Source organism: Paraburkholderia sp. GW821-FHT02A12 (genome assembly GCF_059422005.1).
On record NZ_JBWKWA010000002.1, the window covers coordinates 1234385 to 1257076 of the forward strand.

Consider the following 22692-nt stretch of genomic DNA (forward strand, 5'->3'; position numbering starts at 1 on the left):
AATCCTAAATTATGTAATAAAGGTGGGCATCAAGTGGACGTTTATTCTGAGAACATTTTATCTGGACGCAGTGCGTTTATCGCTGGCGGCACCAGCGGAATCAACCTGGGCATCGCAAAGCGTCTGGCGCAGCTCGGCGCACGCGTAGCGGTGGCTGGCCGTAATCCGGATAAGGCTGCAGCTGCAGCCGCGGAGATCGGGGAAGGCGCGCTCGGTCGTTCGTGTGACGTTCGTGATTTCGATGCAACCAGAGCCGTCCTGGAAGATGTTGCAGGTGCGTTTGGTGGGCTCGACATCGTGATTTCCGGGGCGGCGGGAAACTTCATGGCGCCGGCGGCTGGTATCTCGGCTAACGGGTTTCGGACGGTTGTAGATATTGATCTCAACGGTACGTTCAACGTTTTCCGTGCGTCCTATGATCTGTTGAACCGGCCTGGAGCTTCGCTGATTGCCATCACCGCAAATCAGGCGGTCAACGCCACCATGATGCAGGCACACGCCTGTGCCGCGAAAGCGGGGATAAACCAGCTGTTGCGCGTGCTGGCTATGGAGTGGGGTCCTCATGGCGTTAGGGTGAACGGCATATCGCCCGGGCCGATCCGTGGAACTGAAGGTATGGCGCGATTGGCGCCGACGGATGAAGCGGTGGCCGAAAGAGCGGCGCGCGTTCCGTTGCGCCGCTTCGGTGAAGCACGAGAGGTGGCGGACAGTGCCGTCTTTCTGTGCACCGATGCCGCTTCCTATATCACCGGGACAATTCTTAACTGCGACGGAGGCGCTGGACTGGGCGATTCAAGCGACAAGAACCTGATCGCATGAATGAGTTGATTTCCACTGGGAGATAGGAACATGAGGGAGTATGTACACCTGCTCGTTCGCGAGGAGGGGGCCGCGCTATGGGTCACAATGAATCGTCCTGATCAATTGAACGCGCTCGATCCGGTGCTTCTTGAGGAGCTTCGTTCGCTCTTTTCAGAACTGTACTTGCGCCGCGATGTCCGGGTAGTGGTGTTGGCCGGCGCTGGTCGGGCATTCTGCGCAGGTCTCGACCTCAAGGAGCGCAGGTCCGGCGGATTCAGCAGCACCGGCGCACATCTGGATTATCAACGCGGCATTTCTGAAATTGTCATCGCGATGCGGCGCTGTCCCCAGCCAATCGTGGCGCTTGTCAATGGCGCTGCGTGCGGAGGTGGCTTTGGATTGGCGCTCGCGTCCGACGTGCGCATTGGAACACCATCGACCCGGATGAACGCAGCATTCATCCGCATCGGTCTTAGCGCCTGCGATATGGGTGTCTCATACTTTCTTCCTCGTATGGTTGGGTCTTCCATTGCCGCGGAGTTCATGTTGACGGGGCGCTTCATGGACGCCGAGCGAGCGCGGGAACTCGGTTTGTTCAGCCGGATTGTGGAGCCGGACGTCCTCGAGGATGAGGGGCGTGCGTTTGTTAAAGACATGCTGAATGCCACGCCATTGGGGCTGCGCCTGACGAAAGAAGCTCTTAATTGCGCGGTCGACGCGCAAGGTCTGGAAGCGGTGATAGCTATGGAGGACCGCAACCAGGTGCTCTGCGCGCGCGACGATAACTACAAGGAAGGTATCGCGTCCTTTCTGGAGAATCGTCCACCAAACTATTCATAGCGTACATCTGGCGTGTCGCTGGGTGAATTTGGCGTATGGGCCAAGCGTATCCGGAATGAAATGAGGCAAGAGAGATGAATCTGGATTTTTCCGACGAACAGATTATGTTGCGCGACCAGTTGCGCCGGTTTCTGAAAGAACGGTGTCCGATATCGGCCGTGCGATCGGTCCTGGAGGGCGACAGTTCTTTCGATCGCGTGTTGTACAAGGAGTTGGCGGGGCTCGGCGTGTTGGGGGCCGCAATTCCGGAGGAGTTTGGTGGGGTGGGGCTCGGTTATCTCGAGTTGTGTGTGCTCGCCGAGGAGCTCGGCAGGAGTCTTGCTCCGGTGCCGGTCTCATCGTCTATCTATCTTGCGGCTCAGTTTCTGATGCTGGCAGGATCGGACGAGCAGAAGTCGCGGTGGCTCCCCGGAATCGCAAGCGCCGACATTGTTGGAACTTTTGCGATGACTGAAAACCCGGGACATGCTGGTTCGGCAGCGATGCGCACAATTTCGGAGCGCGGAACCATAAGCGGTGTCAAGGTTCCTGTGCCTGATGGTGACATCGCCGACGTTGCGGTAGTGGCGGCACGGGAGCACGGACGCGGTGCATCAGATGAAATTTCGCTGTTTCTTGTGGACTTGAACGGGCCTGGCGTTAGGCGTGAGGTCGTGGAGAACATAGACCCAACCCGAAGCCAGGCCAGATTGATATTCGACGGTGCGGCTGCGGAGCCTCTCGGCAATGCGGGCGAGGGTCGGGCCATCATCGAACGTGTCCTTGATCAAGCGGCCGTTCTGATTGCCTTTGAGCAGGTTGGGGGGGCCGATCGTTCGATCGAACTGGCGCGTGACTATGCCCTCGATCGAATGGCTTTTGGCCGTCAGATCGGGTCATTTCAGGCAATCAAGCACATGCTGGCCGACATGTACGTGTCGGCAACGCTGGCGCGTTCAAACGCGTACTACGGAGCTTGGGCGCTGTCTGCAAACGCGTCGGAATTGCCGGTCGCCGCGGCAAACGCTCGGGTGTCCGCGACGCAGGCGTTTCAGCACTGCGCCAAGAACAGTATTCAGGTGCACGGCGGCGCGGGTTTCACTTGGGAATTTGACTGCCACCTCTATTACCGCCGTTCCAACGCACTCGGCCTCGCCGTGGGTTCGCTTTGGACGTGGGAAGACCGTCTGATTGAGCGAATGGTGTCCCGTGAGCGCGATTTGGCGCCTAATTGAGGAGAATTGACATGGATTTCAGCGACACCCCAACAGAAGCGGACTTTCGACGACGCGCCCGGGAATGGATCGATGCGAACGCACCGAGCCATCTCGACGCAGAACTGCTCAAGGCGAGCTTTGGACACAGCGGCGTCACGAGCGAGGACCCGATTCTGGCTTCGAAAGCCTGGCAGAAGAAGAAGTCCGAAGGTGGCTTTGCCTGTCTTCAATGGCCGAAGGAGTACGGCGGCGCAGGGCTCGGCCCCATCGAACGCGTAATCTGGAATCAGGAAGAAGGGATCTACATTGCGCTTAGCCGGCTATTCAACATTGGCCACGGCATGTGCGGACCGACGATGATCGCCTGGGCCAACGAGGACCATAAACGACGGCTGCTACCGCCGCTCGCCTCGGGTGAGCAAATCTGGTGTCAGCTCTTCTCTGAGCCGACGGCGGGGTCGGACCTTGCCGGGTTGAGGACGAAGGCGGAACGGGCGCCGGATGGGACCGGCGATTGGGTCGTCAATGGGCAGAAAGTATGGACTAGTGGCGCGCATTATGCGGACTACGGCCTGTTGCTGACTCGCACGGATTCAAACGTGGCCAAGCATAAGGGGCTGACCATGTTCTTCGTGGACATGCGGTCGGCCGGTATCGAAGTGCGCCCCATCAAGCAGGTGAGTGGCAAGTCGGATTTTAACGAAGTCTATTTTACCGACGTCCGGATTCCCGATACCCAGCGCCTGGGTGCGGTGGGCCAAGGTTGGGAAGTCTCGCTTACGACGCTCATGAATGAAAGATTGTCGATTGGTTCGGGAATGCCCACCGGCTTTCCCGAACTGTTCTCGTACTGCATGAGTGCTCAACTTGACGGGCGTCCAGCGATCGACAACCCGATGGTTAGGGCGCGGCTTGCGAACTTTGCGACGCGAGCGAACGGTCTGAAATATACGGCGATGCGATCCATCACCGCCTTGTCCAAAGGGCAATTGCCAGGCCCCGAGAACTCCATTGGCAAGTTGGTTGCGGGGACGACGATGCAGGAACTCGCAATGTTTGCCCTCGATTTGCAGGGGCCAACGGGCCTGGTGACCGATGCGGACGAAACGGTGTCAGACGGACGCTTCCAGGCAATGCTAATGCGCTCACCGGGAACCAGAATCGAGGGTGGAACGGACGAAATCCTGCGCAACATCATCGCGGAACGCGTTCTTGGGCTACCAAGCGAGATCCGCGTGGATAAGTCGATTCCTTTTTGCGAGATCCCGACAAGTGGACGCCGCAGCTGAGCAGACCAATTCCGCTAAAAACCAAGGAGGAGAACAACATGAGCTTGCCGCCAATCAACTTTTCAATTGATCTTTCCGGGCAGACTGCGTTTGTTACGGGCGCATCGTCGGGCCTGGGGCGTCGTTTCGCGCAGGTTCTCGCGACTTGCGGTGCGCGGGTCGCACTGGCAGCCAGAAGGCTTGAACGACTGGAGGAGCTGGCGAATGACATCCGAAGCGCCGGGGGGGAGGCAATAGCTGTCCAGCTTGATGTCACAGATGCCACCCGGCTGGTTGATGCAGTGGGCGAAGCCGAGAAGGCACTCGGTCCCGTATCGATACTCGTCAACAATGCGGGGATTCCCGACGCAACTCGTGCGACCAAGATGTCGGTGGAATTAATCGATCGAGTGCTCGCTACGAATGTGCGCGCTCCCTACATCCTTTCCTGCGAAGTTGCGCGCCGGTTGATGGCCGCAAAGCTTCCCGGCCGGATTGTCAACATCTCTTCAATGACTGCCTTTGACTATGGTGGGAACGGCGCCGCGCTGTATTCAATCAGCAAGGCAGCAGTGGTAAGAATGACGGAGGCGTTGGCAGTCGAATGGGCAAAGTTCGGTATCAACGTGAATGCCATCGCGCCTGGTATGTTTGAGTCGGAAATGATGGGTGAGATGCTGCAGCGGGTCGGCGATGTGACAGAAGGATTTCCGCGTCGTCGGATGGGTGACCCTCGACAGCTTGACAGTACGTTGCTGTACTTCGTGTCGCCATCGTCCGATTTCGTTACCGGCACATTTTTGAAGGTTGACGACGGCCAGCATCCGCGTTGAGCGACGACAGGGTGTCTAACTGCAGCTGTCTCTTTCAGCAGCGTTAGCTATATCTGTTACCACACAGTGTGTAGGCGGCCGCATGCGGTGGTCGTCCCTCATTTTGAACCAAATCTGCAGTTTACCTGGGATGGATTCTATGTCGGAAAGTCGAAGCCCGTGGATCACGGATGATCTCGCGATCTTCCAGGACGCGATCCGAAAATTCATTGAACGCGAACTCGTACCAAATGAAGAGCGCTGGTGGAAGCAGCACCACGTCGATCGAGAAGCATGGCGCAAGGCCGGCGAGGTTGGCATGTTATGCGCAAGCATTCCCGAGGAATATGGGGGAGGCGGAGGAACGTTTGCTCATGAAGCGATTATCATGTTCGAGCAAGCGAAAGCGCTGGCGAGCAGCCTCGGTAACAGTGTGCATAGCGGCATCGTCGCGCACTATATCCTGAGGTACGGGACGGAAGCACAAAAGCAACGTTGGCTTCCCAAGATGGCCACGGGGGAGATGATCGGCGCCATCGCGATGTCGGAACCCGGCGCGGGGTCCGATTTGAAGTCGATCAAGACAAGGGCTGTCCGTGACGGAGATCACTACGTGATCAATGGCTCGAAAACGTTCATCTCAAACGGTCTGCACGCGGATCTTGTTTGCGTCGTCGCCAAAACGGATCCGGGGATGGGGGCAAAGGGTGTCTCAATTGTTGTCGTCGAGACCCAAGATCTACCGGGCTTCCGCCGAGGGCGCGTATTGGAGAAAATCGGCCTGAAGGGACAGGACACGACGGAACTGTTTTTCGACGATGTACGAGTTTCGACCGAGAACTTGCTGGGCACTGAAGAGGGCAAAGGTTTCTCCCAACTCATGGAGCAATTGCCGAAAGAGCGGATGATCATTGCCATAGCCGCATTGGCGGCAATGGAGCGGGCGCTTGAGGAAACCATCGCCTACGTGCGTCAGCGTAAGGTGTTTGGCGCGGAGCTTATCAGTTTGCAGAATACGCGCTTCAAGTTGGCGGAATGCAAGACGAATGCGACCGTTGCGCGTGCGTTTGTCGATAGCTGTATGGAAAAGGTGCTGCGTGGTGAACTCGATCCGGAGACGGCCGCCATGGCGAAATGGTGGTGCACCCAGAGAAGCTGCGAGATCATTGACGAGTGCCTGCAGCTGCATGGTGGATACGGTTACATGGCCGAGTATCCAATCGCGAAACTCTATGTCAACTCGCGAGTCGGAAAAATCTACGGTGGCTCGAATGAAATCATGAAAGAGTTGATCGCTCGGACGCTGTAGTACACCTCTTGAAATTAAGGTACATCCGATCACTCAATGACCAGGTGTGCCTCTTTCAATGTCACGCCCTCTTTTCGGTTCATGGTGCTGAGGTTCATATTGATGAAATGTACCCTTGAAGCGTGCTAGTCCACGATAGGTTGGAAAAGTATTGATACACGAGAGTCCTTTCGCGACACGGATTGACGTCGGCATAGGACGGCCATGAGCAATCGGCGCAACGTACGACGATACACTGGTCGCGCGCCACGGCAATGCAGGAAACCTGATGATTCGCGATAACGAAACACTCACACTACTTGTCGATTCGCTGTCGCGCTTTGTACGCGAGCGGCTCGTTCCCGCCGAAAATGAGGTCGCCGAAACGGATGAGATTCCCGCCGACATCGTCAGCGAGATGCGAGCGCTCGGCCTGTTTGGTTTGACGATTCCCGAGGAATACGGCGGCCTTGGCCTCACGATGGAAGAAGAAGTGCTCGCCGCGTTCGAGATAGCGAAGACTTCCCCAGCGTTTCGCTCGCTGATCGGCACGAACAACGGCATCGGCTCGCAGGGCCTCATCATCGACGGCACCGACGAGCAGAAGCGCCACTATCTGCCGAAGCTCGCTTCGGGCGAACTGATCGCATCGTTTGCGTTGACGGAGCCGGGCTCGGGTTCGGATGCCGCGTCGCTGCGCACGACGGCCGTGCGCGACGGCGACCACTACGAGATCAATGGCACCAAGCGCTTCATTACCAATGCGCCGGAAGCCGGCATCTACACGATAATGGCGCGCACGAATCCGGACATCAAGGGCTCTAGCGGGATTTCGGCGTTCATCGTCGAAAAGGGCACGCCCGGTCTGTCGCTTGGCAAGATCGACAAGAAGATGGGCCAGAAAGGTGCGCATACCTGCGATGTAATCTTCGAGAACTGCCGCGTGCCTGCGGCGAACATCATCGGCGGCAACGAGGGCGTCGGCTTCAAGACGGCAATGAAGGTGCTCGACAAAGGCCGTCTGCATATTGCGGCGATTTGCGTCGGTGCGGCGGAGCGCATGCTTGACGATGCACTTCGCTACGCAATGGAGCGCAAGCAGTTCGGTCAGCCGATCGCCGAATTCCAGCTGGTCCAGGCGATGCTCGCCGACAGCCGCGCGGAAATCTACGCCGCGCGTTCGATGGTGCTCGATGCCGCGCGACGCCGCGACAACAAGCAGGATGTGTCGACGGAAGCGTCGTGCTGCAAGCTGTTCGCGTCGGAGATGTGCGGCCGCGTCGCAGATCGCGCGGTGCAGATTCACGGCGGCGCGGGCTACGTGTCCGAGTATGCTGTCGAACGTTTCTATCGGGACGTCCGCCTGTTCCGCATCTACGAAGGCACGACGCAGATCCAGCAACTGGTGATTGCGCGCAATATGGTACGCGACGCTACGCGTTAGGCGACTCAGGGCTTGCGGGGCCAGGTCCACGGGGCGCGGACTGCGTGTGAGCCGTCGTAAGCTCAGAAGTTCAAGCTTGGGCACAGCGGTGTTGCAGTCGGTTCTTGCGATATTAGAGTGACCACTCTGCAAGCCGCGGAGCCACGGTGTGGTCCGATGCGGGCGACGATTGACAGATTCAGGGACCTTCGCCGAGAGCTGTAGTAACTATTAAAAATGTGAATGTCGAAGGCGCTGTTTATGGATGTAATGCAACAGGTACGTTTCGAAGCTGCTGCGGCCGCAAACGCAGAAGATGCGTCCATCTGGCGATGGTTTTCGGAGTTGTTAGAGGAGCGGCGCATTCGGTGGCGCTTCCAGTTCGATTGTTGGCAGGTGAGTGTCGACCGCGTGAGTGTGGCAAAAGAAGGCACGTTTGATCTCGCCATTCGTCAGGCCAAGGCCACCGCTGAAAAACTTGGACTAGGTTTGACGTAGTCTGAAGGTCAGTAATTTCGGATGTTTGATGATTAGGAAGGGCCGACTAATTCACGGATCGGCCGATATGCCGATCGGTATCCGCAGCCACCATCGCACGGCCTACTATTCAGATATCTCTCGATGTTCATGCCGGCACCGCCGGGCTACGCGACGAAGCTGACATGCGACAAATCCGTTTGCATCTGGGCGGGCCCGCAACTCTGGCATTGGTCGGTGACCCGTGTTGCAAGCGGCGTCTCTTGCTGTCTCGTCAAGGCTGAGCGAGGGCGGGCTTTGCGCCTTTCCCTGAATACGTAGGCACCGGTACAGTCGCAACGAGTGCTTGATCGATCATCTCTGAGAATCACAAGACTCCTGCTGCACAGGCGGCATCCGCCTTTCATCCCTAGTCTGGAGACTGAGGTCTTCCGGGGCTGTGGGTAATAAAGGAGAAACTACAACTGCATCGCGGCCGACTATGCTGCCTGATAACGCCTGCGTGCTCATTCGTCAGCTTTGCCGAGGCCACTCCCTACGACCTTGACAACGATTCGGAAGGCACGCATTCGCGAAGCGTCGTCTTCACTCCAACGAGGAAAAATAGCCGCGCCTTGGCAACTGGACACGATCAATGCGAAACGCGAACGATTCGTGCAGCGCCAATCCCCAACTTTCGACGATACCTACTGATAATCCAGGTTTGATGAAGTCTACGAATGCGTCGTCGATGAATGATTCGAACTAGCTTTGGCTCGTCACACGGCGAGCTTCGTCACGCTGGAGTGCTCAGCGGGGGCGGCCGTTTGCCTGCGAAAGCAGTCTGCATGAGCGGATTCGTACGCGTTCAACGGTCTACCGATCGGTCGCATGAAAATCCCGCGTGGTCATATGCAGTGACACATACGTATGTTGAGTCTATCCTGAAGTTGAGGTGACTGTTTGGACTGTGTGGATCTCTTTTAGACCGTTTGAGCAAAGGAAATAACATGAAGATTACGGAGACTGCCGTCGTCACCGGCGGAGCCTCGGGACTCGGTCGGGCTACGGCCGAGCGTCTTGTTCAGGCCGGTGCAAAGGTGGTAATCGTCGATTTACCAGGGACGAATGGGGCAGAGGTCGCGACGGAAATCGGAGCGGTGGCATTCGTGGCAGCCGACGTCACGTCTGAGAGTCAGATGGAGGCTGCGTTCGCAGCCGCAGAAGTGTTTGGACCGCTCCGGGCGACGGTTCACTGTGCGGGTCGTGGTGGAGCGTTGCGGACGCTTGATAAGGATGGGCGACCGGGATCGCTCGAGACGTATGCGGCGATCGTAGCAACAAATCTTGTCGGCAGCTTCAATGTATTGCGTCTTGCTGCGGCCAGCATGGCAAAGGCGGATCCAATCGAAGGAGAACGAGGCGTAATTGTTCTAACGGCATCGGTGGCGGCGTACGAAGGGCAAATTGGCCAGATCCCGTATGCGTCCGCAAAGGCTGGCATCGTCGGCATGACGCTCGTTGCGGCACGCGACCTGGCGAACCGGGCGATTCGCGTATGCAGTATTGCCCCCGGCATCTTCGATACACCGATGCTGGCGCGCGTGGCTCCTCAGGTACGGGAAGCCCTTGGGCAATCCGTCCCGCACCCTGCGCGATTAGGCCGTCCCGAAGAGTATGCAATGCTCGCTGAACATATCATCGTGAATTCAATGCTGAATGGTGAAACTATTCGCTTGGACGGCGCCCTTCGAATGGCGCCACGTTAGTCCTAGTTGGTGATCCGAGGGGAACGCATCGGCGGCGCACACAATGAGTGTCTACGGGAATTGGGCGCGGAAAGCTCCGCATCTAGTTGACTATGCTCCTTTCTCTCGGACTCGCTGGTCATGGTTGGTGAGTTGGCCCGATTCCACTGGCATGGCTGAAACCCGTTGGGGCGGACTCGGCCCGTATGAATGTCCGTGGTTGCGTTAACGCGCTTGGTCATCCTCTCGGCGCATCGGGACCAAATCGGATGATTACTGTGGTGCACGGCCTCCGTCGAAGGCGAGGCAGGTTCAGTTTTCAGGCGATGTGCGAGGAAGGTGGAGTTACCAATGTGACGTTCGTCGAGTGACTTTGATAGCTGATCGAAGCTGGTTCTACATAATTCGTATAACAAAGTAACTACTGAGATATTCGTTAATGCGTAGCATGAGAATTCGGCCATGGATACAGGTAAAAGAACTTTACGCTCGCAGGTTGATAAATGGCTTGCGCTTGCGCCTACGCAGGCAAGTCCATTGCGCGTCACAAGAATTGGGCGCACAGCCAAGGGTGTGCGCTATGTGTGCGTCGAGGTAGCGCGGCTCGCTGGCCCTCTGACCATTGCTTTCTTTCACCACGAGGACGGCAACTGGTGTGTATTCCCGCCCGAGATCGGCCGGTACGTAAAGGGAAGATCGTAGGTGCGGATCGACAGGGTTTGCATACGCGCTTCGAGTTCATGCTTTGCGTTCATGGGTATGAACTCCACGAGGGTAGCGCACGAGGGTGTCAAATCATTAAACGTAGTTATAAGAAGCGAATTGACGGTCGTGCATTAGGCGAAAGGGCCAGGAAACGTTCTCCAAGCCATTTTTCGCCAGAAAATCAGATTTCATCTTACGGTAGACGCGAATAAATTTTGTTGTCTTTGATATACAAGGTTTTTTTTCTTCGAGATCTGATCATGTTCGACAAACGTTCGCCGACCCGGTCGCTGATCTAGCTGTTGGTTACGCCATGAATCGTATGAGCGACCAAATTGACTTTTACCCGCGTCGACGTGGCTTGATCGACGCATTGTATGCATGTCTGTGAGAGGCGACGCCGAACCTCTAACCACACGTGGCGACAGTCGGTGATGGCTGTACGTACCCGCTCGTCAGAGGTTTCTGTGCGTGGACGGTTTCATCGACTATCGCTCGGGTAACCTCAAGGCCGAAATCGCAGACGCATTTCCAGATGGGATTGATGTCAATTATGACGGTGTAGGTGGGAGCCCTGACCGAAACCGTGCTTGGGCTGATGAATTGCACCGGGATTATCGTGTTCTACAGGGCGGCCGCCACGCTCTTTGCTGACAAACTGAACAGTGGCGGGGCACCCGCGACACCGCGTCAGGCGGTCGGAATCACAAAAGATATCGAAGTCATTCTTCGCGGACGCAACATCAAATCGGAGGCGTGGATTGTCGATGCGTTCTATCACGATCGCCAGCGGGCGGAAGACGATCGTTCCCGTCTGATAAATGAGGGAAGACTAAAACTCATTAGCGATGTGGTAGAGGTTTCGAGAATCTGCCGGGCGCCATAGTTGGAATGTATCGATCCGGGCACGCTGGGAAGCTGCAAGTAGAATCTTGCAAGTTGTGACGAATGGTTCAAGTGCCATCCAGATGTACCGACTTGTCTGCTACTCCGATTGATTGGGAGCGAGACTGACGATTCGTGAAGCGAAACGTTGGTCACCCGTAGTTTTCAACGGAGACAGGAGATGCGGGACACATTGATCATAGATGCCTGTCGTACGCCACGAGATTGGGAAGGTTGGTAAAGGGGACGCCGGGATCCAACAGCGACGGCATGACGCGGCGATTCTTGATGGGAACGGGGTCGCGCTATATTCAATCAGCAAGGCAGCGGTTGTAAGGATGACCGAGGCATTGGCTGTCGAATGGGCAAAGTTCGGTATTAACGTGAATGCCATTGCGCCTGGTATGTTTGAGTCGGAGATGATGGGTGAAATGCTGCAACGGGTCGGCGATGTGACAGATCGATTTCCGCGCCGTCGGACGGGCGACCCTTAGCAGCTTGACAGTACGCTGCTGTACTTCGTGTCGCCATCGTCTGATTTCGTTACCGGCACATTTTTGAAGGTTGACGACGGCCAGCATCCGCGTTGAGCGACGGCCGAGTATCTAGCCACAACTGTACTTAACCTGGGATGGATTCTATGTCGGAAAGTCGAAGCCCGTGGATCACGGATGATCTCGCGATCTTCCAGGACGCGATCCGAAAATTCATTGAACGCGAACTCGTACCAAATGAAGAGCGCTGGTGGAAGCAGCACCACGTCGATCGAGAAGCATGGCGCAAGGCCGGCGAGGTTGGCATGTTATGCGCAAGCATTCCCGAGGAATATGGGGGAGGCGGAGGAACGTTTGCTCATGAAGCGATTATCATGTTCGAGCAAGCGAAAGCGCTGGCGAGCAGCCTCGGTAACAGTGTGCATAGCGGCATCGTCGCGCACTATATCCTGAGGTACGGGACGGAAGCACAAAAGCAACGTTGGCTTCCCAAGATGGCCACGGGGGAGATGATCGGCGCCATCGCGATGTCGGAACCCGGCGCGGGGTCCGATTTGAAGTCGATCAAGACAAGGGCTGTCCGTGACGGAGATCACTACGTGATCAATGGCTCGAAAACGTTCATCTCAAACGGTCTGCACGCGGATCTTGTTTGCGTCGTCGCCAAAACGGATCCGGGGATGGGGGCAAAGGGTGTCTCAATTGTTGTCGTCGAGACCCAAGATCTACCGGGCTTCCGCCGAGGGCGCGTATTGGAGAAAATCGGCCTGAAGGGACAGGACACGACGGAACTGTTTTTCGACGATGTACGAGTTTCGACCGAGAACTTGCTGGGCACCGAAGAGGGCAAAGGTTTCTCCCAACTCATGGAGCAATTGCCGAAAGAGCGGATGATCATTGCCATAGCCGCATTGGCGGCAATGGAGCGGGCGCTTGAGGAAACCATCGCCTACGTGCGTCAGCGTAAGGTGTTTGGCGCGGAGCTTATCAGTTTGCAGAATACGCGCTTCAAGTTGGCGGAATGCAAGACGAATGCGACCGTTGCGCGTGCGTTTGTCGATAGCTGTATGGAAAAGGTGCTGCGTGGTGAACTCGATCCGGAGACGGCCGCCATGGCGAAATGGTGGTGCACCCAGAGAAGCTGCGAGATCATTGACGAGTGCCTGCAGCTGCATGGTGGATACGGTTACATGGCCGAGTATCCAATCGCGAAACTCTATGTCAACTCGCGAGTCGGAAAAATCTACGGTGGCTCGAATGAAATCATGAAAGAGTTGATCGCTCGGACGCTGTAGTACACCGCTTTGAATCAAGGTATGTCAGGTCCCTCGATGACTCGACGGGAGACGCAGCTTCGCTTCAAAATCGAAGTTGCGTTAAAGCGGTTCCGGACAAGCCGGCCGAATTTTTTTGCGATGTCGCGGCTTCGTACCAAGTCGTGACAGGCAAGATCGAGGCCTTTTGGAGGCTGGCGGCAACTGTGTGCCAGGCTACGGTCCGGTGACTTGGTGGTGGGAGAGTCATCCGCGTCGTCATCATGGGTCCTGTTGCAGTGGCCTTGCGAGACAGGGCCAGAGAATCTGTGACAACTTATGGGAGGAAAGTTTGAAGGTTCTGGTTTCGCTCAAGAGAGTGGTCGATTACAACGTGAAAGTTCGAGTGAAATCGGACGGCACGGGTGTCGACATCGCGAACGTGAAGATGTCGATGAATCCGTTCGACGAAATCGCGGTTGAAGAAGCCGTTCGTCTGCGCGAAGCGGGCGTGGCGACTGAAGTGATCGCCGTGTCGGCCGGTGTGACGCAAGCGCAGGAAACGCTGCGCACGGCGCTGGCAATCGGCGCGGACCGCGCGATCCAGATCGAGTCGGGCGAAGAACTGCAGCCGCTGGCGGTCGCCAAGCTGCTCAAGGCGCTGGTCGACAAGGAACAGCCGCAACTGGTCATCCTCGGCAAGCAGGCCATCGACGACGATTCTAACCAGACCGGCCAGATGCTGGCTGCACTGGCGAACCTGCCGCAAGCTACCTTCGCGTCGAAGGTTGTCGTGGCGGACGGCAGGGCTACGGTTTCGCGCGAAATGGACGGCGGTGCTGAAACGCTGTCGCTGACGCTGCCCGCTGTGATCACGACCGATCTGCGCCTGAACGAGCCGCGCTACGTGACGCTGCCCAACATCATGAAGGCGAAGAAGAAGCCGCTGGAAGTCATCAAGCCGGAAGACCTCGGTGTTGATGTGACGCCGCGCCTGAAGACGCTGAAAGTCGTTGAGCCGCCGAAGCGCTCCGCCGGTGTGATGGTGCCGGATGTGAAGACGCTGGTCGAGAAGCTGAAGACCGAAGCCAAGGTGCTGTGAGGAGACGGACGAAATGACGAATCTGGTAATTGCAGAACACGATAACGCGTCGATCAAGGCCGCGACGCTGAATACGATTGCAGCCGCGCAAAAGATTGGTGGCGATATCCACGTGCTGGTCGCCGGCCACAACGCACAGGCTGCGGCGGATGCGGCAGCGAAGATCGCAGGCGTGTCGAAGGTGCTACTCGCCGACGCGCCGCAACTCGAAGCGGGTCTCGCGGAAAACGTCGAAGCGACGGTGCTGACGCTTGTGCAAGACCCGGCGAAGAATTACACGCACATCCTCGCGTCGGCGACCGCTTCGGGTAAGAACATCACGCCGCGTATCGCGGCGAAGCTCGACGTCGCACAGATCAGCGACATCACGGCCGTGGATTCGGCCGACACGTTCGAGCGCCCGATCTACGCGGGCAACGCCATCGCAACGGTGCAATCGGCTGACCCAATCAAGGTCATCACGGTGCGCACGACCGGTTTCGACGCCGTGGAGGCCGAAGGCGGTAGCGCTGCAGTCGAGAAGATCGAAGCGGCGGCGGACAGCGGCCTCTCGCAGTTCGTGAGCCGTGAAGTGACGAAGCTGGACCGTCCGGAACTGACGTCAGCGAAGATCATCGTGTCGGGTGGCCGGGGTCTGGGCAACGGCGAGAACTACACGAAGGTGCTGGAGCCGCTGGCCGACAAGCTGAACGCGGCGCTGGGCGCATCGCGCGCAGCAGTCGATGCGGGCTTCGTGCCGAACGACTATCAGGTGGGCCAGACCGGCAAGATCGTCGCGCCGCAACTGTACGTGGCGGTCGGCATCTCGGGTGCGATCCAGCATCTCGCGGGCATGAAGGATTCGAAGGTGATCGTCGCGATCAACACGGACCCCGAAGCGCCGATCTTAAGCGTCGCGGACTATGGTCTCGTTGGAGATCTGTTCACGGTCGTGCCTGAATTCGTCGCAGACCTGCAGTATTGATAGCACCATGGCATTTCCGGCATCCCAAATGGTACGGAGGCAGCAACGAAGTTGACGCGGAAATGGGCCCGATTGTCAGGCGCTAGCCGCTAGGCGCTGGAGCGCATCGAAGGCTACATCGCCAGTGGCGTGGAAGAAGGCGCGCAACTCGTCGTTGACGGACTGTTAACGACTTCGTGACCCGGTAACCGAGCGTTGGCTGAGGATGACGGTCGCGTCAATGTGTGCCTAATAAACATAGAAAAAGCGCGCCCGTTCTTTGTTGTTGAAAATTTCTTTTATGCAAAGTTCTTGAACGACGGGGCAGTCGGTCCCCGGTCGTGCGAATGCCGGTTTCGACGTCCCTAAAAGGGTACCGTGCCAGCGGGAAATCCACCGCGGAATGGTCGGGCCGCGGTGATAACACCCGTTATCGCCGCAAAGCTTCGCAAGACGGTCCTGTGCAGTGCGGCAGGGACGTAAAGCCTAGCCACAGGTGCAGGTTGCTGGATCCCCGGATGACACCTTTTCGGACATTGGGGCGGGTCGGGTTTTACGTCAGCAATGTCGCGGATTGTTGACAGTGGCGGCACCGAGCAACCCGACGGCAGCTTCCTGCATCAGCGAACTCTCGCTTTCGACTCGGAGCAGCCGTTCCAATTTCTTGATAGCGGTCATTCAACATGAAGATTCAGTTATCTCTAACTTGCCTATCAGATTCCGAGCGGAAGAGTGCCTCGGACGTTGTTATCGAGACGTGCGTGCGGCCGCGATGTATAGCCTGATCGGTTCGACACGTATGAACGGTATCGATCCGGAGGCTTAGCCGACCCGCGCGCAATCAAACCAGCGCCACAGCTGACGCTGGCGGCGCACGCTTGCGCCGAGGTCGAACCGTCTTGAATTTCTTGGTGTTGAGCAAGACTGGGTCAACTTCGATTCGGGCGATGGCAACCCCGAACCCGAGCGTTTGCAGGGAGAGCAAGGCATTTTTCAGGGTGATCTTTGAAAAGAACGGCAGCTCGACGGGGATGTCTTTGCTTGTGGCGATGGCGTAGACGATCCGGTAGTCGCGCGCATTCGGAATCGCGGCGGTGTCCGCGAGTCGCACGCTTCGCGGAAGCTTGTCGTTCAGCTTCCGTCGAAATTCCTCATGCTTCACAAACGTCTCCGCTGAAACCATGCCTTGCGCGAAAAGATGGCTAAGGGTGGCGGAGCTGCGGTAATACTTGACGTGGATTAGATCCTTGCCGCTTCTGACCAAGTCGCAAAACTCGATCTTGTCGAAGGGGCCTCCGACGGCGACGTTTTTCTTGTCCATCAACTCGATGGCTGGGTCATTGGCTACGACCGCAGCATTGTATTCGCCCTCGTTGTCGTGGTTGTAGACAGGCAACGTCGCTTGGTCCACCTCCAATTTCTTCAACGCCTCGTCGACCTTCTCCATGAATCCGTGGTTCACGGCGTGCCAGTCGCCGTTGCGCAAAATGTAGGTCTTTTCCTTGTCCACGATTTCCGCATACAGGCAGCGGTAAGCCGACCATGTCTTGATGCACTGGCCGTTCGCATCGTTGGCGTGCACGAAGTGGGTTTTCATGGCGGCGACACCAATGATCGCCTTGTGCTCGCGCATGTAGTCGAGCAGCGCGCTTAATTGCAGCGTGGAGTGGCGGGGCGTCGACGCCCGATGGTCAAATGAGTATCCCGCTTGCCGCTCCCAGTCGACGATTTCGGGCTCGCCCATCCAGATGCTTGGGCTGGATGGCTCTTTTTTGAGCAGGTCGTCAAGAATCATTTCCAGCAATTCGAGGGTTTCGCGCTCTTTGATGCGGTTGACGTTTTCCATCCAGGCGAAGCGCGCCGGCAATTTGTGCTCGCAGCGATCGACCGCCTCTTTGAATATATCGTGGAGGTCGTCCAGTCGCGCGGCGGCGGAGATCGACAGCGCGTCGCGGCCGGTGACTTGGTCGCCAAAGAGCGAAACGGTCGACGCGCCAGTGATGGCGTAGACCATGTCCAGCTCCCAATCGATCTCCAAGTCAAAGATGTCCGCATCGCGCGGGCTCTGGTTGCGGGTGTTCAACCAGTTGTCTTCGTAGCTCGCCTTGTCCAGGCTTCGCAGCTTGTCTGGATCGACCGAATTCAGCGTGACGCGCAGGCCGAAATCTCGTTCAACATGGTCGAGGTTCACGAGATGAAAGCCCATTCCGAAGGAGAGCACAAACGTGTCGCCCAAGTCGCGAATCACCAGCACCGCCCCCTCGGATTTGTTGCCTATGAAAAGACCGGGCGGGACATCTTGGCCGTCGAGCAAAAAGGACGTCCAACCAGGCAGCGTGGGCGGCGGCGAATTCTTGATGAAGAGCGTCGCATCGCCGGCCGCGATTTTAAGCCTAATGGGCGGCTGCGCTTTGTCAGCCTTGACGATCAATTCATCTCGAATTTGGTCGCCGACAACTCGGTATATCGTCAGGCGCTCCTTTCTTTCGCGCGGCTCTTTCTTAGCCATTTTGGCCCCCCGCTTTGTCAGCCAATTATCGGTATGCGTATCGGCTAGAAAATCTTCGCCAATGGCGCTTTTTTTCTAAGTCTCAGCTGTTTTCGAGAGAGCGGTCAATTCGTTGTTTCAATAGTCGTCGTTTTGGGGCGACAGGAGATTATGCGGAGGGGGCTCGATTCGTTGCGTTCGCCACGGAGGCTGCGCCGTCGGCGCGTCGAGGCGCAAGCAAGCCTGTCATTTCTGGCGCGGTTGGAGATCGTTGAGGGAACTTGAAAGTTTTTATGTCGCAAACCCTGAGCGGGACGCATTGTATCCAGTATGCATATTTGACGGTCGATGATGACGGCGCCGACGTTTATCAAAAATTTCGGTTCATATTTCGCGAGTTGAGCGAACTTGATATAAGGTGTGGACTGCGCTTAGTTCGCGCCGGGGTTGATGCCCGCTCGGTTGCAGACAGCCTTCGCGTGAGTTGCCGTTCGATTTTTGCCTCCACAAGTGGTGAAGGTTCGGCGGCCGGCCGCGCTTGCTTTCATTTTGCCGGCAGTGGGAGCGTGTTGGCTTTTCGCATCGGGCGGCGTTAGATAAGATCAAAGATGAATTAGGGGAAGTCCAATATGGGAGGCGTCGATCTCCAGGGGCTAGCGAGGGACTATTGGCATATCGGCTTGGTGGCCGTATTTCTGGTCATCATCACGATCAATTTCGTGGTCCGCTTTGTCGGCCAGTCGAGCAAGTTGTCGCGAGAGCTCAAGCAATCATTGACGGCGCTCTTGGCGATTCGCTCCAATATCAAAGGCGATATCACCGAGCTCGACGAGATCGGCGAGAAAGCGATGTCGGGGCCGGCGCTCAGCCATTTGTGGAGCGAATACCGCAAAACGTTGCACCCTCAAAAGAAGGCTGATGAGCACGGGCAGATCCAGCTTGTGCGTTGGCGCTCGACTGCCTTAGCGGAGAGCTTCTTCACCGAGCAAGCCGTTGTGGAGAGCCGCCTCAAGACGGAGTATTTCAAGCACCTTCCGGGAATTTTGACTGGCTTGGGGATCATCGGCACCTTCTTGGGCTTGATCAAGGGGCTGATTCACTTCGATGTGTCGATTGATCCGGCCAAGGCACAAGAACAGCTCCGCGGTCTTGTGAATTCAGTGGGGCACGCCTTCTTTGTCTCTGCTACGGCGATTGGTTTGGCAATGCTGTTCACCTGGATCGAAAAGTCCTTGGTCACGGCGCGTTGTCGTCAAGTCGAGCAGTTGCGTGAAGTGATCGACAGTCTTTTTCAAGGCGGAGCGGGGGAAGAGTATCTCGAACGGCTCGCCATCTCGTCGGAAAACGCTGCCACCCAGTCTGCCCAGATCAAGGATGCGCTGGTCGCCGATCTCAAAGAGATATTGACGACGCTGGCCACCAAGCAGATGGAAGCGCAGGCGCAGAACGTCGGGCAGATGTCGGTCGACATGGGCAAGGTGATTGCGGAGAGTCTCAGCGGCCCCATGGACGCGATCACCAAGGCCGTTCAGGGCGTGAGCTCAAACCAAGGCGAGGCCGTCAACAAGATGCTGACGGACGTTCTGGCGAGCTTCGCCTCGCAAATGCGCGAGATGTTTGGCGGGCAGATGGCGGGCATGTCTGAATTGATGGTCAAGGCAAGTGAATCCATGCAGGCCACTGCGATCCAGTTTGGGCAGCTCGCCGCGAACATGAATGCGGCAGGGACCAACACGGTCGACGCCATGGGCGAGCGTCTGGGCAAAGCGTTGGAGGCTATGGATGCCCGCCAGGCGGCGATGAATGCCCAGATGGGGGCGTTCGTCGAGCAGATAAAAGCCTTGGTTTCAGAATCGCAGACCGAGTCGTCGCAGAAGCTCAAAGACACCCTGACGGCAGTGGGTGACCAGGTCGCGGGAGTGGTTGAGCAACTCAGAAAACAGGCCGAGCAGGCAGCGGAATCTCAAGGCGAGCGCCATATGCGTTTTGAGCAGACGACGGGGCAGGCCATCGGCTCGCTGTCGAGCCAGGTCGAACAGTTGCTGGCCCAATCGATGGAGACCAACAAATCGCTGCAAAACACGGTGGCGAGCCTCGCACAAGCAACTGATAAAGCGATTTCCGGCATGAATTCCGGCGCTGAAACGCTCTATGTCGCGGCCACCGATTTCGCAAAGGCCGGTCAGGGCGTGTCTGAGACCATGCAGGCGTCGGCTGTCGCGACGGAAGCGATCAAGGGCGCCTCTACCCAGCTCACCAGCTCCACCGATGGAGCACGTGCGATCTTTGCCGACTATGCAAAAACGCGCGACACCTTTGCGCTGATGGTCGCGGAGTTGGAGCGGACTTTCGAGAACGCCAAGCGCGACGCGTCGATGACATCCGAAATCATAGGACGCATCGAAACCGCGACCCAGCAACTTGCCATCGCGCAGAAGCAATCCGAGGAATATCTACAAGGGGTCAGTGAGGTTTTGGTCAAGGCGCACGAATCGTTCCGAGAAAACGTCGAGCGCACTTTGCGAGACGGGAACCGCCAGTTCCAGAGTGAGTTGTCGAGTTCGGTCCAGTTGCTCTCCGGGGCGATCAAGAACTTGGGCGACGTGGTCGACGACATTCCGGCTCGGAGGTAATAGGCCATGCTTGGAATCAAAGCTCCCCGGCGGCGCGGCTCCCGAGATGATGGCGAAAAGCCATTCTGGATTTCGTTCTCGGATTTGATGACGGCGCTGATGGTGCTGTTTCTGGTGGCCATGGCTGTGGCCCTGATGGCGGTTACGCAGGGCTTGCAGCAGATCAAGAAGGCAACCGAAGAGCGCGACAAGACCATCGAGAGCTGCGTCGCCGACGTGGATGCGTTGACCAAACTTGATGAATTCAAGGGCGTCACGGTGCGTGGTCACTCCATCGACTTCGGCACCTTGGTCCAGTTCCAGGACAATGCGCACAAGTTCGAGAATCCTGGCAACGAGCACTTCGTCCGCAAGTTCGTCCCGCGCGTGCTGGACGTGGCCCGTTCGGCCAAGTGCGACAAGTGGTTGAAGCGAGTTGTGGTCGAGGGCTTCGCGAGCAAGACGGGCGATTACCTGTTCAATCTTAATTTAAGTTACCTGCGCTCGCAGAGGGTTCTCTGCGCTTTGCTAAGCACGCAGCCACCGGATGCCCTGTCGGCGGCTGACCGCGCACTGATCCAAACGCTATTCTTGGCGGGCGGGTCGTCCTTCAATACGACATCGAGCAGCGCGGCCCAAATGCGGCGCGTAGAAATCAAGCTGGAATTTCGCGATTTGGGCTCAGCCAAGGAGTCGCCACCCGATATTCCATTGGACCCCGGGCTGAGATGTCCCAACGACCGATGATCGACGCCCTCGCCATCCTTCAAACTGCGCTCACGCGATCCTTCGCGAGCAGCTTGGTGGCGCCCGAAACGTGGTCGGACCCGGAGGAAATGGCCCGCGCGCGCAAGCGCGTCCATCACGACCATGGCGGGGCGGCCATCGCCGCCGATTCTCGCTCAATCTTGGCCGCGATCGCGGATTTCAAGAGATCAGGTCAGATCGGCGGATTCCGCGATCTCAAATATGTCTGCCTTGGCATCGGCGCATTGGACAGCAAAGGTTGGTCTGTGCTGGCGGACGAGGCGCTCCGGGGCATTGTCGCTCGCACGGCCGAGCAGCAGTCGCCAGCGCATCGGCGGCTGCGATGCTTCCAAGCTCTACTGTCGACTTATTTCTCATTTCCCTTCAACGGCAAGGATGCAAGCCCCGAATCGAAAACGGGGTGGCGCGGCCTGCGCGGATGGCTTCGGGCAGAGCGCGACCGCATAGTAAAACTCCTCGATTTCAAGCCCCCTTGGTTCGAAACGTTGTTGCGCCATCCAGAGTTGCTCACCAACCAGCCATGCGACAAGTTTGGCGCCGATCTTCTGCGGGGCGACGCGTCGAGTTTCAATGACGCTCGGGATGGGTTGTCAATCCCGGAGACTTCATGGGTGGTCGACGAGGCAGTGTTTGCTCAAATGAAAGCCGCCGCGGACCTTAGAGATCCTCCGTTCAAATCCGCGTTGCCCGATTTGCTCGCGATCGCTATGGGACGCGCGGGAGTTTCTATCAGTGAGTCCTTGAGGATTCGGTGCGTTGCCCATCTGGTGTCGCGCTATGCGCGCTGCGACGATCGGCCCGAGCAGTCTGCGTTGCGGGACGCCGCCACATCGACGATTGGCAACCCATGGCTTCGAAGAACCCATTGGGACGCTTATGTCCGCGTCGGCGACAAGGCCGACGATCAGGCACGGGAGATGGTGTTCTTTTGGCTCAAAGAGCGGCTGGTCGCCGACTTCTTCGAGCTTCTCAGCGTCGATGGAATCAACGACAAGCGGCGAGTGGCCTACTGGCTGAGATTCGTGCCGTTCGTGGAGGACATGTGGTTTGCGCTGGGCTCTTCGGCGTCGAGCCGCCGAGGAGGAAAATTTGGCGAGTTCCGCGAGCGGGCAAAGGGGCGCTTGCTGAATCTTGAAGGCACCACGGCCGACAACAATGCGTTTGTCATGCGAATCGGCGCTTACTTGGCCGTCGAGTTTGGCGCAGGCGGGAATGCCTTCTATCTGTTCCGATGGGACTCGCTGAGCCCCTCGCTTTTGCAATCCCTCAACTCCGGGCGTGCGAGCGAAGGGGTCCACATCAGCGAGCTCAAGGATGATGACAATGAAGACACGATCCGCCACCGCGACTCGCCGGTCGCATTGAAGAGCTGGGAGCAGAAGTTCGACGACAAGTTGACAAAGCTCATCGGGAAGAAGCCGGAAACACGGCCCGCATGTGTGCCGGACCTTGAGGTCTTGGTCGCTGATGGGCGCGTCGAGGTGAAGGATCTTCGAGGCGCGGGCGGCGCCCTTTGGGTTTACGAAATCGATCGTTCGTCGCATCTCGCCAGGAAACTGCAAACCATGGGATTTTCGTTCAGGGCCGGCCGTGGCTGGTTTAAGGAGTAG

The 22692-nt window shown here is 57.5% G+C and carries 20 protein-coding genes; 18 read left to right on the plus strand and 2 right to left on the minus strand.

The annotated features are described in order from the left end of the window. Nucleotides 1-33: 33 nt before the first annotated feature. The 10 genes from AC07WT_RS26940 to AC07WT_RS26985 all read left to right on the plus strand — a co-directional run bounded on the left by AC07WT_RS26940 (nt 34) and on the right by AC07WT_RS26985 (nt 10203). Nucleotides 34-819, plus strand: a complete 786-nt coding sequence (locus AC07WT_RS26940) for an SDR family oxidoreductase (protein WP_494949283.1) — start codon at nt 34-36, stop codon at nt 817-819. Nucleotides 820-849: 30 nt separating this feature from the next. Continuing rightward, nucleotides 850-1641, plus strand: coding sequence for an enoyl-CoA hydratase/isomerase family protein (locus tag AC07WT_RS26945; protein ID WP_494949284.1), 792 nt, complete (start codon nt 850-852; stop codon nt 1639-1641). Nucleotides 1642-1715: 74 nt separating this feature from the next. Beyond that, entirely contained in the window at nt 1716-2855 is a 1140-nt protein-coding gene (locus AC07WT_RS26950; protein ID WP_494949285.1) for an acyl-CoA dehydrogenase family protein, read from the plus strand. 11 nt (nt 2856-2866) lie between these two features. Then, nucleotides 2867-4126 (plus strand): acyl-CoA dehydrogenase, encoded by a 1260-nt coding sequence (locus tag AC07WT_RS26955; protein ID WP_494949286.1) that lies wholly within the window; start codon nt 2867-2869, stop codon nt 4124-4126. 38 nt (nt 4127-4164) lie between these two features. Next, nucleotides 4165-4938, plus strand: coding sequence for an SDR family NAD(P)-dependent oxidoreductase (locus AC07WT_RS26960; RefSeq protein ID WP_494949287.1), 774 nt, complete (start codon nt 4165-4167; stop codon nt 4936-4938). Between the two features lie 139 nt (nt 4939-5077). Then, nucleotides 5078-6226 carry an acyl-CoA dehydrogenase family protein gene (locus AC07WT_RS26965; protein ID WP_172166831.1) on the plus strand — a complete coding sequence of 383 codons (1149 nt, stop codon included), beginning with the start codon at nt 5078-5080 and terminating at the stop codon, nt 6224-6226. A gap of 268 nt (nt 6227-6494) precedes the next feature. Then, a complete protein-coding gene (locus tag AC07WT_RS26970) occupies nt 6495-7649 on the plus strand; it encodes an acyl-CoA dehydrogenase family protein (protein ID WP_494949288.1) in 1155 nt (384 codons plus the stop codon). A gap of 222 nt (nt 7650-7871) precedes the next feature. Further along, on the plus strand, nt 7872-8126 hold the full coding sequence (locus tag AC07WT_RS26975) for a hypothetical protein (protein ID WP_494949289.1): 255 nt from the start codon (nt 7872-7874) through the stop codon (nt 8124-8126). A 968-nt stretch (nt 8127-9094) separates the two neighbouring features. Then, on the plus strand, nt 9095-9853 hold the full coding sequence (locus AC07WT_RS26980) for an SDR family NAD(P)-dependent oxidoreductase (protein ID WP_172166835.1): 759 nt from the start codon (nt 9095-9097) through the stop codon (nt 9851-9853). Between the two features lie 155 nt (nt 9854-10008). Next, nucleotides 10009-10203, plus strand: coding sequence for a hypothetical protein (locus AC07WT_RS26985; protein WP_268959166.1), 195 nt, complete (start codon nt 10009-10011; stop codon nt 10201-10203). Between the two features lie 261 nt (nt 10204-10464). Here AC07WT_RS26985 and AC07WT_RS26990 read toward each other — a convergent pair whose 3' ends face one another. Beyond that, entirely contained in the window at nt 10465-10587 is a 123-nt protein-coding gene (locus AC07WT_RS26990; protein WP_328807249.1) for a hypothetical protein, read from the minus strand. Between the two features lie 515 nt (nt 10588-11102). Between AC07WT_RS26990 and AC07WT_RS26995 the strand changes: the two genes are divergently transcribed. The 5 genes from AC07WT_RS26995 to AC07WT_RS27015 all read left to right on the plus strand — a co-directional run bounded on the left by AC07WT_RS26995 (nt 11103) and on the right by AC07WT_RS27015 (nt 15235). Next, a complete protein-coding gene (locus AC07WT_RS26995) occupies nt 11103-11423 on the plus strand; it encodes a hypothetical protein (protein ID WP_172166838.1) in 321 nt (106 codons plus the stop codon). A gap of 202 nt (nt 11424-11625) precedes the next feature. Beyond that, on the plus strand, nt 11626-11916 hold the full coding sequence (locus AC07WT_RS27000; protein WP_494949290.1) for an SDR family NAD(P)-dependent oxidoreductase: 291 nt from the start codon (nt 11626-11628) through the stop codon (nt 11914-11916). A gap of 146 nt (nt 11917-12062) precedes the next feature. Continuing rightward, nucleotides 12063-13211: an acyl-CoA dehydrogenase family protein gene (locus tag AC07WT_RS27005; protein WP_172166831.1), complete on the plus strand. Its 1149-nt coding sequence runs from the start codon at nt 12063-12065 to the stop codon at nt 13209-13211. A gap of 310 nt (nt 13212-13521) precedes the next feature. Continuing rightward, entirely contained in the window at nt 13522-14271 is a 750-nt protein-coding gene (locus AC07WT_RS27010; protein WP_494949291.1) for an electron transfer flavoprotein subunit beta/FixA family protein, read from the plus strand. Nucleotides 14272-14284: 13 nt separating this feature from the next. Beyond that, entirely contained in the window at nt 14285-15235 is a 951-nt protein-coding gene (locus AC07WT_RS27015; RefSeq protein WP_494949292.1) for an electron transfer flavoprotein subunit alpha/FixB family protein, read from the plus strand. A gap of 820 nt (nt 15236-16055) precedes the next feature. Here AC07WT_RS27015 and AC07WT_RS27020 read toward each other — a convergent pair. After that, nucleotides 16056-17723, minus strand: a complete 1668-nt coding sequence (locus AC07WT_RS27020) for a TIGR04141 family sporadically distributed protein (RefSeq protein ID WP_494949293.1) — start codon at nt 17721-17723, stop codon at nt 16056-16058. A gap of 608 nt (nt 17724-18331) precedes the next feature. On the opposite strand from AC07WT_RS27020, the gene zorA reads away from it, so the two are divergent. Genes zorA through AC07WT_RS27035 form a run of 3 tightly spaced genes read left to right on the plus strand, consistent with a single transcriptional unit; the run spans nt 18332 to nt 22692 of the window. Next, entirely contained in the window at nt 18332-20335 is a 2004-nt protein-coding gene (gene zorA / locus AC07WT_RS27025; protein ID WP_494949294.1) for an anti-phage ZorAB system protein ZorA, read from the plus strand. Nucleotides 20336-20341: 6 nt separating this feature from the next. After that, complete coding sequence (locus AC07WT_RS27030) at nt 20342-21061, plus strand: flagellar motor protein MotB (RefSeq protein ID WP_494949295.1); 720 nt, start codon at nt 20342-20344, stop codon at nt 21059-21061. Further along, on the plus strand, nt 21058-22692 hold the full coding sequence (locus AC07WT_RS27035) for an EH signature domain-containing protein (RefSeq protein ID WP_494949296.1): 1635 nt from the start codon (nt 21058-21060) through the stop codon (nt 22690-22692). The genes AC07WT_RS27030 and AC07WT_RS27035 overlap by 4 nt, the downstream gene beginning before the upstream one ends.

Coding starts and splice junctions, on each gene's coding strand:
- AC07WT_RS26945 (WP_494949284.1), top strand. CDS start 850: ATGAGGGAGTATGTACACCTGCTCGTTCGCGAGGAGGGGGCCGCGCTA.
- AC07WT_RS26950 (WP_494949285.1), top strand. CDS start 1,716: ATGAATCTGGATTTTTCCGACGAACAGATTATGTTGCGCGACCAGTTG.
- AC07WT_RS26955 (WP_494949286.1), top strand. CDS start 2,867: ATGGATTTCAGCGACACCCCAACAGAAGCGGACTTTCGACGACGCGCC.
- AC07WT_RS26960 (WP_494949287.1), top strand. CDS start 4,165: ATGAGCTTGCCGCCAATCAACTTTTCAATTGATCTTTCCGGGCAGACT.
- AC07WT_RS26965 (WP_172166831.1), top strand. CDS start 5,078: ATGTCGGAAAGTCGAAGCCCGTGGATCACGGATGATCTCGCGATCTTC.
- AC07WT_RS26970 (WP_494949288.1), top strand. CDS start 6,495: ATGATTCGCGATAACGAAACACTCACACTACTTGTCGATTCGCTGTCG.
- AC07WT_RS26975 (WP_494949289.1), top strand. CDS start 7,872: ATGTCGAAGGCGCTGTTTATGGATGTAATGCAACAGGTACGTTTCGAA.
- AC07WT_RS26980 (WP_172166835.1), top strand. CDS start 9,095: ATGAAGATTACGGAGACTGCCGTCGTCACCGGCGGAGCCTCGGGACTC.
- AC07WT_RS26990 (WP_328807249.1), bottom strand. CDS start 10,587: ATGAACGCAAAGCATGAACTCGAAGCGCGTATGCAAACCCTGTCGATC.
- AC07WT_RS27000 (WP_494949290.1), top strand. CDS start 11,626: ATGCCTGTCGTACGCCACGAGATTGGGAAGGTTGGTAAAGGGGACGCC.
- AC07WT_RS27005 (WP_172166831.1), top strand. CDS start 12,063: ATGTCGGAAAGTCGAAGCCCGTGGATCACGGATGATCTCGCGATCTTC.
- AC07WT_RS27015 (WP_494949292.1), top strand. CDS start 14,285: ATGACGAATCTGGTAATTGCAGAACACGATAACGCGTCGATCAAGGCC.
- AC07WT_RS27020 (WP_494949293.1), bottom strand. CDS start 17,723: ATGGCTAAGAAAGAGCCGCGCGAAAGAAAGGAGCGCCTGACGATATAC.
- zorA (WP_494949294.1), top strand. CDS start 18,332: ATGGGAGGCGTCGATCTCCAGGGGCTAGCGAGGGACTATTGGCATATC.
- AC07WT_RS27030 (WP_494949295.1), top strand. CDS start 20,342: ATGCTTGGAATCAAAGCTCCCCGGCGGCGCGGCTCCCGAGATGATGGC.
- AC07WT_RS27035 (WP_494949296.1), top strand. CDS start 21,058: ATGATCGACGCCCTCGCCATCCTTCAAACTGCGCTCACGCGATCCTTC.